The 14,098-nt window shown below is 60.8% G+C and carries 14 protein-coding genes; 4 read left to right on the top strand and 10 right to left on the bottom strand.

Translation table 11 applies throughout. From position 1 onward, the window contains the following. The first annotated feature begins 61 nt into the window (after positions 1 to 61). Genes B3C38_RS01090 through B3C38_RS01075 form a run of 4 tightly spaced genes read left to right on the top strand, consistent with a single transcriptional unit; the run spans position 62 to position 4,052 of the window. Positions 62 to 1,069 carry a glucosaminidase domain-containing protein gene (locus B3C38_RS01090; RefSeq protein WP_022332001.1) on the top strand — a complete coding sequence of 336 codons (1,008 nt, stop codon included), beginning with the start codon at positions 62 to 64 and terminating at the stop codon, positions 1,067 to 1,069. 12 nt (positions 1,070 to 1,081) lie between these two features. Then, positions 1,082 to 1,768, top strand: a complete 687-nt coding sequence (locus B3C38_RS01085) for a hypothetical protein (protein WP_022332002.1) — start codon at positions 1,082 to 1,084, stop codon at positions 1,766 to 1,768. A 13-nt stretch (positions 1,769 to 1,781) separates the two neighbouring features. Then, complete coding sequence (locus B3C38_RS01080) at positions 1,782 to 3,917, top strand: S9 family peptidase (protein ID WP_117507124.1); 2,136 nt, start codon at positions 1,782 to 1,784, stop codon at positions 3,915 to 3,917. Positions 3,918 to 3,932: 15 nt separating this feature from the next. After that, positions 3,933 to 4,052: an MGMT family protein gene (locus B3C38_RS01075; protein WP_390130221.1), complete on the top strand. Its 120-nt coding sequence runs from the start codon at positions 3,933 to 3,935 to the stop codon at positions 4,050 to 4,052. Between the two features lie 147 nt (positions 4,053 to 4,199). Here B3C38_RS01075 and B3C38_RS01070 read toward each other — a convergent pair whose 3' ends face one another. The 10 genes from B3C38_RS01070 to B3C38_RS01025 all read right to left on the bottom strand — a co-directional run bounded on the left by B3C38_RS01070 (position 4,200) and on the right by B3C38_RS01025 (position 14,080). Continuing rightward, entirely contained in the window at positions 4,200 to 5,627 is a 1,428-nt protein-coding gene (locus B3C38_RS01070) for an NADH-quinone oxidoreductase subunit N (RefSeq protein WP_286724437.1), read from the bottom strand. Positions 5,628 to 5,633: 6 nt separating this feature from the next. Further along, the gene (locus tag B3C38_RS01065; protein WP_026318162.1) at positions 5,634 to 7,118 is read right to left on the bottom strand and encodes a complex I subunit 4 family protein; all 1,485 of its coding nucleotides are present in this window, start codon (positions 7,116 to 7,118) and stop codon (positions 5,634 to 5,636) included. A gap of 12 nt (positions 7,119 to 7,130) precedes the next feature. Next, a complete protein-coding gene (gene nuoL, locus B3C38_RS01060; RefSeq protein ID WP_286724433.1) occupies positions 7,131 to 9,023 on the bottom strand; it encodes an NADH-quinone oxidoreductase subunit L in 1,893 nt (630 codons plus the stop codon). Between the two features lie 22 nt (positions 9,024 to 9,045). Continuing rightward, positions 9,046 to 9,354, bottom strand: a complete 309-nt coding sequence (gene nuoK, locus B3C38_RS01055) for an NADH-quinone oxidoreductase subunit NuoK (protein ID WP_022331855.1) — start codon at positions 9,352 to 9,354, stop codon at positions 9,046 to 9,048. Positions 9,355 to 9,367: 13 nt separating this feature from the next. Further along, complete coding sequence (locus B3C38_RS01050) at positions 9,368 to 9,877, bottom strand: NADH-quinone oxidoreductase subunit J (protein ID WP_018694688.1); 510 nt, start codon at positions 9,875 to 9,877, stop codon at positions 9,368 to 9,370. Between the two features lie 3 nt (positions 9,878 to 9,880). Further along, positions 9,881 to 10,321, bottom strand: coding sequence for a NuoI/complex I 23 kDa subunit family protein (locus tag B3C38_RS01045; RefSeq protein ID WP_022331856.1), 441 nt, complete (start codon positions 10,319 to 10,321; stop codon positions 9,881 to 9,883). Positions 10,322 to 10,323: 2 nt separating this feature from the next. Next, positions 10,324 to 11,400: an NADH-quinone oxidoreductase subunit NuoH gene (gene nuoH / locus B3C38_RS01040; protein WP_022331857.1), complete on the bottom strand. Its 1,077-nt coding sequence runs from the start codon at positions 11,398 to 11,400 to the stop codon at positions 10,324 to 10,326. Between the two features lie 75 nt (positions 11,401 to 11,475). Then, positions 11,476 to 13,023 (bottom strand): NADH-quinone oxidoreductase subunit C, encoded by a 1,548-nt coding sequence (locus tag B3C38_RS01035; RefSeq protein ID WP_055202947.1) that lies wholly within the window; start codon positions 13,021 to 13,023, stop codon positions 11,476 to 11,478. A gap of 62 nt (positions 13,024 to 13,085) precedes the next feature. Continuing rightward, the gene (locus B3C38_RS01030; RefSeq protein ID WP_026318159.1) at positions 13,086 to 13,739 is read right to left on the bottom strand and encodes an NADH-quinone oxidoreductase subunit B; all 654 of its coding nucleotides are present in this window, start codon (positions 13,737 to 13,739) and stop codon (positions 13,086 to 13,088) included. Then, positions 13,730 to 14,080: an NADH-quinone oxidoreductase subunit A gene (locus B3C38_RS01025; RefSeq protein ID WP_018694683.1), complete on the bottom strand. Its 351-nt coding sequence runs from the start codon at positions 14,078 to 14,080 to the stop codon at positions 13,730 to 13,732. The genes B3C38_RS01030 and B3C38_RS01025 overlap by 10 nt, the downstream gene beginning before the upstream one ends. Positions 14,081 to 14,098 lie beyond the last annotated feature (18 nt).

Below are 14,098 nucleotides of genomic sequence, written 5' to 3'. Positions count from 1 at the left end.
TTTTATATTGTAATTCTCGTGGGAAAATCATACCTTTGTCCGTAAAGATTAAACAAAGATAATGAATTTTTCCAAAAAAGCAATATCGCTCGCAGGAATCCTTTTGATAGTCGTACAAAGCCTCCCGGCACAGGTGCGGCAGACCCGCGAGGAATATATCGACCGCTACAAATCCATCGCCGTGGCCCACATGGAGCGGTACGGCATCCCCGCCAGCATCACCATGGCGCAGGGCATCCTCGAGTCCGACTGCGGCAACAGCTGGCTGTCGCTGCAATCGAACAACCATTTCGGCATCAAGTGCAAACGCAACTGGACGGGCGACAAGGTCTATTACGACGACGACGCCAAGGGGGAGTGCTTCCGCAGCTACCCCTCGGTCGAGGCGTCGTACAGGGATCATGCCGAATTTCTCGATTCGCAGCCGCGCTACGACTCGCTGTTCGCCTACTCGTCCGACGATTACAAGAGCTGGGCGCGGGGGCTCAAAGCCGCCGGCTACGCCACGGCACCCGACTACGCGCAACGGCTCACGCGCATCATCGAGGAGAACCAGCTCTACCTGCTCGACCGGCCCGACGGCGAGCGGCTCTACGCCTCGCGCATGGGACGCAAGGTAACCGACCCCGAAGGGTGGTTCGCCGACCAGAGCAGCGTCGAACCGGCCGCAGGAGCTTCGCCGGCCATCGACCCGGACAACTACCGGGTGACGATCAACGCCCACAACGGCTACAACGTCTACCAGACCAACGGCGTACACTACGTGCTGGCCAAGGAGGGCGACACGTTCGAGAATATCGGGCAGAAGTTCCGCATTTCGGCTCGCAACCTGCGTAAATTCAACGACCTGAAAGACAAGAAGGCACAGCCGCTGACCGGCGAGGTGGTCTACATCGAGCGCAAAAAGAAGCGCTGGGAGGGCAATGCCCACACCCACATCTGCCGCCAGGGCGAAACGGCCTATGCCGTAGGCCAGTCCTACGCCATCCGCACCCGTTCGATCGAAAAACTCAACCGCCTCAAGCCCGGCAGCACGCTCGAAAAGGGGCAACAGATACGCATAAAATAAAAACAGCATAGCATGGAAACGACACCGCTCAGGAGCAAGATCCTGGATACGATCATCCGCAAGTCGACCCTCAAGCAACGGGTCTTCGACAACACCTTCGCAGCCTTCAACGAACTGAAGGAAACGCTGTTCGAAATGGCATCGGAGATGGACGACGAACTCGACGGCAAGCTCGACCGCCGCGTCAGGCTCGAATACCGCGACCGCGGAAAATTCGAGGCGCAGCTGCAGGTGGCCAACGACATCCTCATTTTCCAGATGCACACCGACGTCTTCGAATTCGACGCCAACCACCTGATCTGGCAGAACCCCTACGTACAGTCCGACCGCGAAAATTCCTACTGCGGCCTGATCAACATCTACAATTTCCTCTCCGACTCGTTCAAGTTCAACCGCAACGCCGACGAGGGATACCTCATCGGGCGTATCTTCATCAACCGCGAGCGCCGCTATTTCGTCGAGGGCAAACAGCAGACCTCGATGCGGGCGATGAACTTCGGCAAGGCCGAGATCGACCGCGAAGCCCTGATCGGCATCCTCGAACCGGCGATCTGGTTCGCCCTGAACTTCGACCTGCTGATGCCGCCCTACGAGGACAACAAACGCGTGACGGTCGACCAGTTCAACACCAAGATGGACAACTCGAAATTCGTCACGGGCAAACGCCTCGGCTACGATTTCGAAGTAGAGGACATTTAAACCCGATTCCCACGTGAAGGCACAACTTTTCACACTCCTCGCAGCCGCAGCGGTCGGCACAGGTACGGTACAGGCGCGGGGCGAATATGCCGAGATCGCACGCCTGCGCTCGATGAACGAAACCGTCCGCGGCATCCGCTCGATGGCCGACGGCGAACACTATACCATCCTCGAAGGCAACAACATCGTCCGTTACGGCTACGCCGCGGCGGGGCAGGGCGAGCAGATGCTCCCCAAGCCGACGGCCAACCTCGTCGTCACGGACTACGCCTTCTCGCCCGACGAACGGCAGATACTCATCGCCTCGGGCGCCAGGCCGATCTACCGCCATTCCTACACGACCGATTATTTCCTGGCCTCGGGCAACAGTCTGATGCCCATACTCCGCGAGGCCGAAGCCCCGCGCGACGCCTCGTTCTCGCCCGACGGCAAGCTGATCGCCTATTCCGACCGCAACGACCTCTATGTCTACGATACCGCGGGCAAGCGCACGCGCCGCATCACCGACGACGGGGCGTGGAACTCGGTCATCAACGGCACCACGGACTGGGTCTACGAGGAGGAGTTCGGCTTCACCAGAGCCTATGCCTTCTCGCCCGACAGCCGCCGCATCGCCTACCTGCGTTTCGACGAATCGGAAGTGCCCCTGATGGAAATGATGCGCTTCGACGGCAAGCTCTACAACCAGGCCTACTCGTTCAAATACCCCAAGGCCGGGGAGCGAAATTCGACGGTCGAAGTGTGGGTCTGCGACCTTGCGACCGGGACACGGGAGCGCATCGACACGGGCGGCGTGACCGACCAGTACATTCCCCGTATCGGCTGGACACCCGACGGACGGCTTTACTTTTTCCGCCTCAACCGCCGCCAGAATACCTTCGAGGTGATCCTCTGCGAGCCCAACGGCGCCCAGCGCACGATCTACGACGAACGCTCGCAGCAATACGTCGAGCGCGTGGATGACAAGACCATTACCTTCATCGACGGCGACCGCTTCCTCGTACGGCAGGAGGGACACACGGGCTACATGCACCTCTACCTTTACAGCATCCGCAAGGGTTTGCTCGCCCAGGTAACCAAAGGCGACTGGGAGGTGACCGACGTGGTCGGCACCGACGGCAAACGGGTCTGGTACCTCTCGACCGAAACCTCTCCGCTGCGCCGCAACCTGTACAGCGTACGGCTCGACGGCAAGGACAAGCGCCGCCTGACGACCGGCGAAGGCTACTACGCCATCGCCCCGAGCGCCGGGATGAAATACTACATCTCGACCTTCTCCAACGCCACGACCCCCAACCGGGTCGAGGTCTGCGACAACGAAGGCAACCCCATCCGCACGCTGGCCGACAGCCGCAAACTCCGCGAAGAGCTGGCGGTCGTACAGCGCCCCGTCCGGGAGTTCTTCACCTTCACGACCGAGCGCGGCGACACGCTCAATGCCTACATCGTCAAGCCCCGCGGCTTCGATCCCTCGCAGCGCTACCCCGTGCTGCTGACCCAGTATTCGGGGCCCGGCTCGCAGTCGGTAAGCGACCGCTGGTCGCTCGACTGGGAGGATGCGCTCACGGACAAAGGCTACATCGTAGTCTGCGCCGACGGCCGGGGCACCGGGTTCCGGGGCGAGAAGTTCAAGAAATCGACCTACGGGCGCCTCGGAGCGCAGGAGGTCGAAGACCAGCTCTCGTTCGCCCGCTACATGGCCGCGCAGCCCTACGTCGACCCTGCGCGCATCGGCATCTACGGCTGGTCGTACGGCGGGTTCATGGCACTGGGCTGCGCGATGAAAGGCCACGGACTATTCCGCATGGCGATCGCCGTGGCTCCCGTCACTTCGTGGCGCTACTACGACTCGATTTACACCGAAATCTACAACAACCTGCCGCAGTACAACGCCGCAGGCTACGACGACAACTCCCCGATTAACTTCGCCCGGATGCTCGACGACACCAAGACCCGACTGCTCATCATCCACGGCACGGCCGACGACAACGTTCATTTCCAGAACAGCGTGGAGATGGCGCGCGCCCTGAACCGCTGCGGCAAGCAGTACGACATGATGGTCTACCCCGACCAGAACCATTCGATGCAGCCCGACGACACGGCCAATGTCCGGCAGAAGATGATCGAATACACGCTCGAACACCTTTAAACCGCCATACCCTGAATCGCCATCGTCGTCGCCTGCCACCGCGTGGTCGGCAGCGGCGGCGCTTTGGTCGGCTATGCGGGCGGACTGGAGGCCAAGGCCTACCTGCTCGGCCTCGAACGGGAAACCGAGGGCTGAAAAACCGCCGCCCTGCAAACGGGAAGACGGGCGGCAAACTTCCCGACTTCGGAATGCACATTCCCAAAAGCACCGCGGAAGACCGCACGAATAAAGGAGGGGGCACTTGCTAAAGCAAGTGCCCCCTCCTTACCCATTCCCGTCCGGCTAAAGCCCGAACGAGAATACGTTGATACTGTCGTAAACCACACTGAAGGCACCCAGCAGCAAGACCCCCGCCATGCAGAGCGCAAGGCTGAGGCGCGTATAGCGGTCGCTGCGCAGCGGTGCGATCGGCTCTTCGTTGGGCGTAATGTACATCACCTTCACGACCAGCAGGTAGTAATAGAGCGAAACCACCGTATTGACCAGCGCGATGAACACCAGCAGGTGGAAACCGCCCTTGAATGCCGCGGCGAAGACGAAGAACTTCGAAAAGAACCCGGCAAAAGGCGGGATGCCCGCCAGCGAGAAGAGCGCCAGGGTCATCATCAGCGCCAGCTTGGGATTGGTGCGGTAGAATCCGTTGTAATCCGCCAGCGCGACCTTGCCGCCGCTATGCTGTTCGACGGTCGAAATGATGCCGAAGACGGCGAGGTTGGCCGCCATGTATACCAGCACGTAGAACACGAGCGAAGTCATTCCGATGGCGCTGCCGCCGATCACGGCCAGCATGATATAGCCGGCCTGCGAGATGGACGAGAAGGCCATGAAACGCTTCAGGTCGGTCTGCCGGATGGCGAAGAGGTTGGCAACCGTGATCGAAAGCACCGTCACGGCATAGAGCAATGTCTGCCACTGCCCGACCATCGGGCCGAAGACCTTCATCAGCACGGTCATCAGCACGAACGCCGCCGAGGCCTTCGACACGACCGAGAGGTAGGAAGTCACGGCCGTCGGCGCCCCCTGGTAGGTATCGGCCGTCCAGAGATGGAACGGCACGAGCGAAATCTTGAACCCCAGCCCGGCGAAGAAGAAGACCATCGCCATGACCTGCAACGGCGACCCCGTAATGCGCGCCGCCATATCGCCGAAGTAGAGCGTCCCCGTAGTCCCGTAGAAGAACGAGATGCCGTAGAGCATCAGACCGCTCGCGAACAAGGCGCAGAGGATGTATTTCGCACCCGCTTCGGCCGAATGGTGCTTGTACTTGTCGAACGCCACCAGGCAGGCCATCGGCACCGAAGCCAGTTCCATGCCCAGGAAGAAGAGCAGGAAATTGCCCGCCCCGACCATGAAATACATGCCCAGCAGCGTCGAAAGCAGCAGGATGTAGAATTCGCCCTGTTTGTGGGCCGTGTCGTCGCGCCGCAGCCACGTACCGGCCTGCAGGCAGACGATGAGCGCCCCGATGGCCAGCACGCTCTTGACGACGGTGTGCATCGGCACATAGCAGAACATGCCGCCGAATACCTCGCCCGCCGTCCCCGGAACGACATTGGCCAGCACCTGCACCGCGAGCAGCCCGCAGGCCACCGCCGAAAACCAGCGCCTTCCGCGCTCCCCGGCGATCAGGTCATAGAGGAACAGCAGGACGATCACCGCGATGAGCGTCACTTCGGCCTGCATGTACGAGAATATATTGCTGTAATCCATAGTCGCTTAATTCATTAAGTGTGTAATGATCTCCGAAACGCTGCCCCGGATCATGTCGCTCACCCACAGCGGCGCGAGCCCCATGCCGGCGATGGCGACGACGAGGCAGACGACCGACAGGCGTTCGTCCCACGTGGCGTCGGAGAGCCGGAGATGCGCTTCGTTGGTACAGGTGCCGTAGAGTATCTTCCCGACCACCCGCAGGATGTAGACCGCCGTGATGACGATCGACGTGCAGGCGATGATCGTCACCACACGGTGGAACGTGTCGTTGTCCATGAACGCGCCGTTGAAGATCGTCATCTCGGCGACGAACCCGCTCAGGCCGGGCAGGCCCAGGTTCGCCAGGCCCGCGATGACGTAGCCCACCGCCAGGAAGGGCATCACCTTCATCAGCCCGCTCAGTTCGCGCACGTCGCGCGTATGCGTGCGGCCGTAGATCATGCCGATCAGCGCGAAGAAGAGCGCCGTCATCAGGCCGTGGCTCAGCATCTGCAGCACGGCGCCCGTGCCGGCCGTGGTGTTCATCATCAGGATGGCGAACAGCACCAGTCCGCAGTGCGACACCGACGAGTAGGCGTTGATGTATTTGAGGTCGGTCTGCACGCACGCCGCAAAAGCGCCGTACACGACCGAGATCGTCGTCAGTATGATGAATATCCAGCTCAGTTCGTGCGCCGCTTCGGGCATGAGGTACATCGCCACGCGGAAACAGCCGTAGCCGCCCAGCTTCATCAGCACGCCCGCATGGAGCATCGACACGGCCGTCGGGGCCGAAGCATGGCCGTCGGGACTCCACGTATGGAAGGGGAACAGAGCGCCCAGCACACCGAATCCGACGAAGACCAGCGGGAACCAGATATATTGCTGCGCCAGGGGAATGTTATGCAGCTGCGCGATCTCCAGGATATTCATCGTCGTGGCCCCGGCACCGAAGTAGATGCCCAGGATGCCGATCAGCAGCAGCGCCGAACCGCCCATGAGCATCAGTGTCAGTTTCATGGCGGCATACTCCTTGCGACCGCTGCCCCACACGCCGATCAAGAGATACATCGGAATCAGCGCCACCTCGTAGAACATGAACATCGTGAAGAGGTCGACCGAAACGAAGAACCCGAAGACGCCCACGCTCAGCAGGCAGAACCAGAGGAAATACTCCTTGACCTGCTCCTTCATCCGCCACGAGGCGAACGTCCCCGTAAACACGATGATGGCCGACAGCAGCAGCATGGCAACCGAAATGCCGTCTACCCCCACGGCATAGTGGATATTAAGCGGCGCATACCACACATGGCTTTCGGTAAAGAGCATGGCGGCCTGCTCGCCCGCCTCGCGCAGGCCGAGGTAGCGGAACACCAGCACCACCGCCAGCGCCAGCAGCAGCGAGGAACCCGCCACCATCACGGCACGCACCTGCCGCGCGGACTTCGAGAGCCAGAGCCCCAGCATCATCAGCACCGGGATGGCGGGAAACAGTGATAACATATTCATAACAGCTACAGTTTAGCAGATTAAAAGCAAGAAGATCGTAAGTCCCAGCGCACCGCCGAGGAACCAGATGCAGTAACGCTGCACGCTGCCGCTCTGCATGTCGCGGATCACGTATGCCGCGCCGTTGGTCGCCCGCGCCAGCATGTTCATCAGGCCGTCCACCACATGGCGGTCGAACCATGCGACCGGGGCTGAGATGCAGGCGAAGATCACCCGGTGGGTAACGAACTGGTAAACCTCGTCGATGTAGAAACGGTGGTAGGCCGCCTTATGCAGCCCTCTGAAGCGCGCTGCCAGGGCATTGGCCACCGTCTGGCGCTCGCGCAGGTACATCCACGTCGCCAACGCGATGGCAACGGCAGCCACACAGAGGCTCACGCCCGCCACGCTGCGGTCGATATGGATCGTGTAGGGCATCCCGTCGCTGCTGACCAGCTTCCCGAACGGAATGAACCCCGCCACGCAGGTCACTGCGGCCAGGAACACCAGCGGCAGGGTCATCGTCAGCGGCGCCTCGTGCGGCCTGTGCGCCGCATGCAGTTCCCGGTTCTCGCGTCCCCAGAAGATGTTATAGTAGAGGCGGAACATGTAGAACGCCGTCAGGCCGGCGATCCCGGTCATCACCCACCCCATCACGGGGCTGAAGGCGAAGCACGCCGTCAGGATCTCGTCCTTCGAGAAGAAACCGCTCAGAGGCCAGATGCCCGCGATGGCCAGGCAGGCGATGAGGAACGTCGCATGCGTCACGGGCATGTACCGGCGCAGGCCGCCCATGGCCGACATTTCGTTGGAGTGCACGGCATGGATGATGCACCCGGCACCGAGGAACAGCAGCGCCTTGAACATGGCGTGCGTGAAGAGGTGGAACATCGAGGCCATGTACCCCAGCCCGCCCGTATGGGGATCGGCCGAGGTGCAGACGCCCAGCGCCACGATCATGAAGCCGATCTGCGAAATGGTACTGAACGCCAGCACACGCTTGATGTCGCTCTGCACGCAGGCCACGACGGCGGCGTACAGCGCCGTAAAGGCCCCGATATAGGCCGTCCAGTGCAGCACCTCGGGCGCATAGCCGACAAAGAGCGGGAACATGCGCGCCACGAGGTAGACGCCCGCCACGACCATCGTCGCGGCATGAATCAGCGCCGACACGGGCGTCGGGCCCTCCATGGCGTCGGGCAGCCAGATATGCAGCGGGAACATCGCGCTCTTGCCCGCGCCGCCGATGAACATCAGCCCCAGCGCCAGCGGGATCATCGCACCGGCGGCAGCCAGCAGCTGCACGTCGGGCGTGAAGGAGAACGTCCCGGCATAGTACCCGTAGAAGAGGATGCCGACGAGGAACCCCAGGTCGGCGAAGCGCGTCACGATAAACGCCTTCTTCGAGGCCGCGACGGCCTCCTTCTTCGTGTAATAGAAACCGATGAGCAGGTAGGAGCTTACGCCCACCAATTCCCAGAAGAGGTACATCTGGAAGATGTTGGTAGCCACCACCAGCCCCATCATGCTCATCGTGAACAACGACAGGAAGGCATAGTAACGCTGAAACCCCCGCTCGCCCTTCATGTAGCCCAGCGAGTAGACGTGCACCATCAGCGAGACGGTCGAAATCACCACGAGCATCATCACCGAAATCGGGTCGAGCAGGATGCCCAGGTCGATATGCAGCGTCCGGCTGATCGGCAGCCATACCGTGTTCCACGGCACGAGCGTGGGGAACATCCCCGCGGCGTCGCGCCCTGCGGAAAAATACTCGAACGCCGTACAATAGCTCAGCAACGCCACTACGGCCAGCACCGCCGTGCCTATGGCGCCCGCGACGACGGGCTTGAGCTTCATGCCGGCCAGCCCCAGGAAGAGGAAGCTCAGCAGCGGCAGCAGCAGGATAAGGATCGTATATTCCATAACAATCGTTTTTTCAGAATCGTTACCACTTCATCTCCCGCAGGCTCTTCACCCCGATGTTGCGCAGGTTCCGGTAGATGTTGATGATGATGGCGATTGCGACGGCCGTTTCGGCGGCGCTGATGCCGATGGCGAAGAGCGTGAAGAAGAATCCCTCCAGCTGTTCGGGGAACAGGAAGCGGTTGAATACGACGAAATTGATGTCGACCGAATTGAGGATCAGCTCGACGGAGATCAGCATCGCCAGCAGGTTGCGGCGCGTCACGAACCCGTAGATTCCCACGAACATCATGATCGTGGAGAGGACGAGGTAATATTCCATGTGTATCATAGTCGTACTCTTTTTAGCGTTTGCGTGCGATGAGGATTCCGCCGACGATGCAGGCCAGCAACAGGATGCTGATGACCTCGAACGGCAGCACGTAGCCGTATTTTCCGCTGCTCATCAGCGCGTGGCCGATCGTCTGCACGTCCAGTTCGCCGTGGACGAAATGCGACGGCATGAAATCGTGCCGGAGCGTCACGTAGAGGCATACCCCGAGGCTCAGCAGCGTCGCCGCCAGCCCCACGAACAGCTTGTAGCCCTTTATGTCCTCCGACTTGTCGCCCTGGCTCGAGGTCAGCAGGATCGAGAATACGTACAGCACCGTGATGCCGCCGGCATAGATCAGCAGCTGCACGGCGCCCAGGAACGAATAGTTCAGCTGGAAATAGATGCCCGCCGTACCGAACAGCACGAACAACAGGTAGGTCGCCGCGCGCAGGATACGCTTGGTCGTCACGGCCAGCACGGCACTCACGGCCGTAAAGACCGCCAACACCGTAAAGACGATTAATTCGAGTGTTATCTCCATGGCTTATTGTTTGTTCAGGGTTTTGACCAGCTTGGAGCGCGTGTATACCGCGTGTTCGAAATCGGTCGAGAAACGGATGGCCCCCGTCGGGCAGGCGTTGACGCACAGATGGCAGAACATGCACGACCCCAGGTCGTACTGGTAAAGCACCAGGCGGCGTTTCGACTTGCCCGTCTCGGGATCAGTGACCATCTCGGTGGTGATACGGATGGTTTCGTTGGGACATGCCGACTGGCAGAGGCCGCAGGCGATGCACTTGTTCTTCCCCCCGGCATCGTGGGGCATGGTCAGCTCGCCGCAGAAACGGTCGAACATCTTGAGCGTGGCCCGGTTCTCGGGGTATTGCTCGGTGACCTTCTTGGTGAAGAACTCCCGCCCGGTCACCTTCATACCCGTCAGCAAGGTTCCCAACCCGTGGAAAAGTCCTTTGATATAGCTACTCATGACTAAAAATGCAGTTTAAATACGACGACGATGACCATCAGCAGCAGGTTTGCCAGCCCGATCGGCACCAGGTATTTCCATTCCAGCGTCAGTATCTGGTCGATACGCAGGCGCGGGAAAGTCCACTTGATCCACATCAGCAGCCACACCACGAAGAACGCCTTGCCGAAGAACCAGACGAAGCCGGGGATGTAGTCCATGGCGGCATTGAAGCCCTCCCAGCCGGGGATGTGCAGCGGCATCCATCCCCCGAGGAAGATGGTGGCCGCAACGCCCGAGACGACGAACAGGTTGACGAACTCGGCGACGTAGAACAGGCCGAAGTGCATGCCCGAATACTCGGTGTGGTACCCTGCCGTCAGCTCCGACTCGGCCTCCGGGAGGTCGAACGGCCCGCGGTTGACCTCGGCGTTGCCCGCGATCAGGTAGATCACGAAGGCGACCAGCGCCGGGACATGCCCCTTGAAGATGAACCAGCCGTCGGCCTGGCGGGCGACGATCTCCGAGAACTGCATCGTATCGGTCAGCACGACGATCGTCAGGATCGACAGCCCGATCGACAGCTCGTACGAGATCATCTGCGCACCGCTTCGCATGGCGCCGATGAGCGAATACTTGTTGTTGGAGCTCCACCCCGCCAGCAGGATGCCGACCACGCCGATCGACGAGGCCGCCATCAGGAAGAAGACGCCCACGTTGAAGTCCAGCACTTCGAGCCCCTTGTTCACAGGCAGGCAGGCGAAAGCCAGCACCGACGCCAGGATGACGATGTAGGGCGCGAGGTTGTAGAGGAACCTGTCCGAGCGGCGGATGGTGATGATCTCCTTGGTGAGCATCTTGAACACGTCGCAGATCACCTGCAACGTACCCCACGGCCCCACGCGCACGGGCCCCAGGCGGCACTGGAACGCCGCGCAGACCTTACGCTCCATGAAGATCATCAGGATGGCGATCACCGCGTACATCAGCAGCAGGCAGACACCGACGATCACGCACTCCAGGAAGACCGCCAGCCCCACGGGCATCAGCGACGTGAGCAGCCCGTGAACCCAGCTCGTTACTATACTAAAATCAAACATACCTGTAAGTTTTTCCTTTTTTATCCCGCTCCCGCCTCAAGGGGAGGGGCTTATAAACCCGGAAGCGACATCCGGCTACCTGTCTATATCGGGCACGACGTAGTCCAGCGTACCGCCGATGGCGATCAGGTCGGCGATCTTCGTCCCCCGCGCAATGGTTTCGAGGCACGACACGAGCGGGAGCCCCGTCGAGCGGAACTTCATGCGGTAGGGCGACTTCTCCCCGCGGCTCTCGATGAACACCCCGAACTCCCCGCGGCTGCCCTCGACGGCGGCGTAGTAACTGCCTTCGGGTATGCGGATCACGGGCTTCATCTTCAACTGGTATTCGCCTTCCGGAATGTTGTCAATCAACTGTTCGATGATGTCCATGCTCTGTTCGATCTCGCGCATACGCACCATGTAACGGGCGAAACAGTCACCCTCGTCGTAGAGCACTTCCTCGAAATCCACCTTGCCGTACATGGCGTAGGGATGGCGCTTGCGCACGTCGCACGCCCAGCCCGAAGCACGCCCCGTACCGCCCGTGGCACCGAACGAGATGGCGTCTTCGCGGGTCAGCACGCCGGTGCCTTTCAGGCGTTCCCGGGCGATGACGTTCCCCGTGAACACCTCGTGGTACTCGCGCAGCGTCGGGCGCATGTAGGCGATAAACTCCTTCACGCGCCGTACGAAATCGGAATGGATGTCAGCCTGCACGCCGCCGATCGTATTGTAAGTCTGGATCAGGCGCCCGCCGGTGGTCTGCTCCAGGATGTCGAGCACCTTCTCACGGTCGCGGAACCCATAGAAAAAGGCCGTCAGGGCCCCCATATCCATGCAGAGGCAGGCAAAGAACAGCAGGTGCGAGTCGATACGCTGCAACTCGTCCATGATCGTGCGGATGTACTGCACGCGCTCGGACACCTCCACACCCAACCCCTTCTCGATACACATGCAGAGCGCATGGCGGTTCTGCGACGCCCCGAGGTAGTCGAGGCGGTCGGTAAGCGCCAGCGTCTGGGGGTAGGTCAGGCTTTCGCACATCTTCTCGATGCCGCGGTGGATGTAACCGCAATGCACGTCGAGCTTGCGGATGATCTCGCCTTCGAGCGACACGCGGAAACGCAGCACGCCGTGCGTGGCGGGGTGCTGCGGGCCGATGTTGATGACATATTCGTCCTCCTCGAACAAGACGTTGCGGTGGCGGATGAAGCTGCCGTCCGCCGTCAGTTCGAAGCTCGGGGCGCTGTCCTTCGACACTTCGTTGGTCATGCGCAACGGGTTGAGCCCCGGGTCATAATCCTTACGCAGGGGGTGCCCCACCCAGTCGTCGCGCAGGAACAGGCGCCGCATGTCGGGGTGGTTCAGGAAACCGATGCCAAAATAGTCAAAGACTTCGCGCTCGTTCAGTTCCGCGGCCTTCCACAGGTCGCAGACCGAAGGCAGCCCGCACTTCTCGCGGCTGGGGGTCAGCGTCCGCAACACGACGTTCTCGCCCGTCGCGGTGGCTTCGAGGTGGTAGACCGCCCCGAACCCCTCTTCGCCCCAGTCCATGCCCGTCAGGCTGCGCAGGAAATCGAATCCCTCGGCCCTCAGGCGTGCAGCCAGGGCGTGGAATTTCTCCACCGGGACGGTGAACATCCCGTCCCCGGCCTCCGACCACACGGCCCCGGGTTCCCAGGCCGTTATTTTCTCTCTGATATTCATTGTTTTTCTCCTCCTTCCACGTTCAAATCGTTTTTTTCGGCCGTCAGATCCCGGCGAAGCAGCTCTTCGTACTCCTGCTTGCCGATCTGCTTGTTCACCCCGCCGAAAAACCGCTGTAATTTCACTTTGCGCTGCAACTGCATCAGCCCGTAGAGCATCGCCTCGGGGCGCGGCGGGCACCCGGGGATATAGACATCGACCGGCAGTATCTTGTCCACGCCGTTCAGCACATGGTACGACTTCTTGAACGGGCCGCCGCTGATGGCGCATCCCCCGACGGCGATCACATACTTCGGGTCGGCCATCTGGTCGTAGAGGCGCTTCAGGACAGGGGCCATCTTGTGGGTGATCGTCCCGGCCACCATGATGAAATCGGCCTGGCGCGGGGAGGCGCGGGCCACTTCGAACCCGAACCGGGCAAAGTCGTAGCGGGCCGCCCCCACGGCCATGAACTCGATCCCGCAGCAGCTCGTGGCGAAAGTCAGCGGCCAGAGGCTGTTGCTGCGCCCCCACTCGATCAATTCGTCGAGGCACCCTACGATCACGTTCGTACCCTCGCGGCGCAGCTCGGCCGCCATCTTTTCGAGGTATTCGTTGTCATTGAAATCCTCGTATTTCATTGCCTTTATCTCAGGCTTCCTTATTTCCATTCCAAAGCTCCTTTCCGCCATGCGTATGCAAGGCCCAAAACCAGTACGACCAAAAAGAAGAGGATGCTCACCAGCCCGTAAATCCCCAGATCCTGGACGACCACCGCCCACGAAAAGAGAAAGACGGTCTCCACGTCGAACATCAGGAACAGGATCGCGAACAGGTAGTACCCCACCTTGAACTGCATCCACGACCGTCCGCGCGTCGGGATACCGCACTCGTACGCCTCGCCTTTCTGCGGGTTGTACGAGCGCGGCGATATGGCGCGGGCGATACCCAGCGCGACTGCGACCAGCGCAATAGCCGTCAGGATGACGACCACCAATAGCGTAAAATACATAACCTATCGTTTTTACGA

The sequence above is a fragment of the Alistipes sp. UBA1686 genome (genome assembly GCF_002320215.1).
Classification (GTDB): domain Bacteria; phylum Bacteroidota; class Bacteroidia; order Bacteroidales; family Rikenellaceae; genus Alistipes; species Alistipes onderdonkii.
The sequence above is the reverse complement of the archived record's forward strand: the minus strand, read 5'-3'. Positions and strand labels throughout refer to the sequence as shown.

Bases quoted from the DNA above. Each gene is read 5' to 3' on its own strand.
- B3C38_RS01090 (WP_022332001.1), top strand. From the start codon at position 62: ATGAATTTTTCCAAAAAAGCAATATCGCTCGCAGGAATCCTTTTGATA.
- B3C38_RS01085 (WP_022332002.1), top strand. From the start codon at position 1,082: ATGGAAACGACACCGCTCAGGAGCAAGATCCTGGATACGATCATCCGC.
- B3C38_RS01070 (WP_286724437.1), bottom strand. From the start codon at position 5,627: ATGGATTACAGCAATATATTCTCGTACATGCAGGCCGAAGTGACGCTC.
- B3C38_RS01065 (WP_026318162.1), bottom strand. From the start codon at position 7,118: ATGAATATGTTATCACTGTTTCCCGCCATCCCGGTGCTGATGATGCTG.
- nuoL (WP_286724433.1), bottom strand. From the start codon at position 9,023: ATGGAATATACGATCCTTATCCTGCTGCTGCCGCTGCTGAGCTTCCTC.
- nuoK (WP_022331855.1), bottom strand. From the start codon at position 9,354: ATGATACACATGGAATATTACCTCGTCCTCTCCACGATCATGATGTTC.
- B3C38_RS01050 (WP_018694688.1), bottom strand. From the start codon at position 9,877: ATGGAGATAACACTCGAATTAATCGTCTTTACGGTGTTGGCGGTCTTT.
- B3C38_RS01045 (WP_022331856.1), bottom strand. From the start codon at position 10,321: ATGAGTAGCTATATCAAAGGACTTTTCCACGGGTTGGGAACCTTGCTG.
- nuoH (WP_022331857.1), bottom strand. From the start codon at position 11,400: ATGTTTGATTTTAGTATAGTAACGAGCTGGGTTCACGGGCTGCTCACG.
- B3C38_RS01035 (WP_055202947.1), bottom strand. From the start codon at position 13,023: ATGTTCACCGTCCCGGTGGAGAAATTCCACGCCCTGGCTGCACGCCTG.
- B3C38_RS01030 (WP_026318159.1), bottom strand. From the start codon at position 13,739: ATGGAAATAAGGAAGCCTGAGATAAAGGCAATGAAATACGAGGATTTC.
- B3C38_RS01025 (WP_018694683.1), bottom strand. From the start codon at position 14,080: ATGTATTTTACGCTATTGGTGGTCGTCATCCTGACGGCTATTGCGCTG.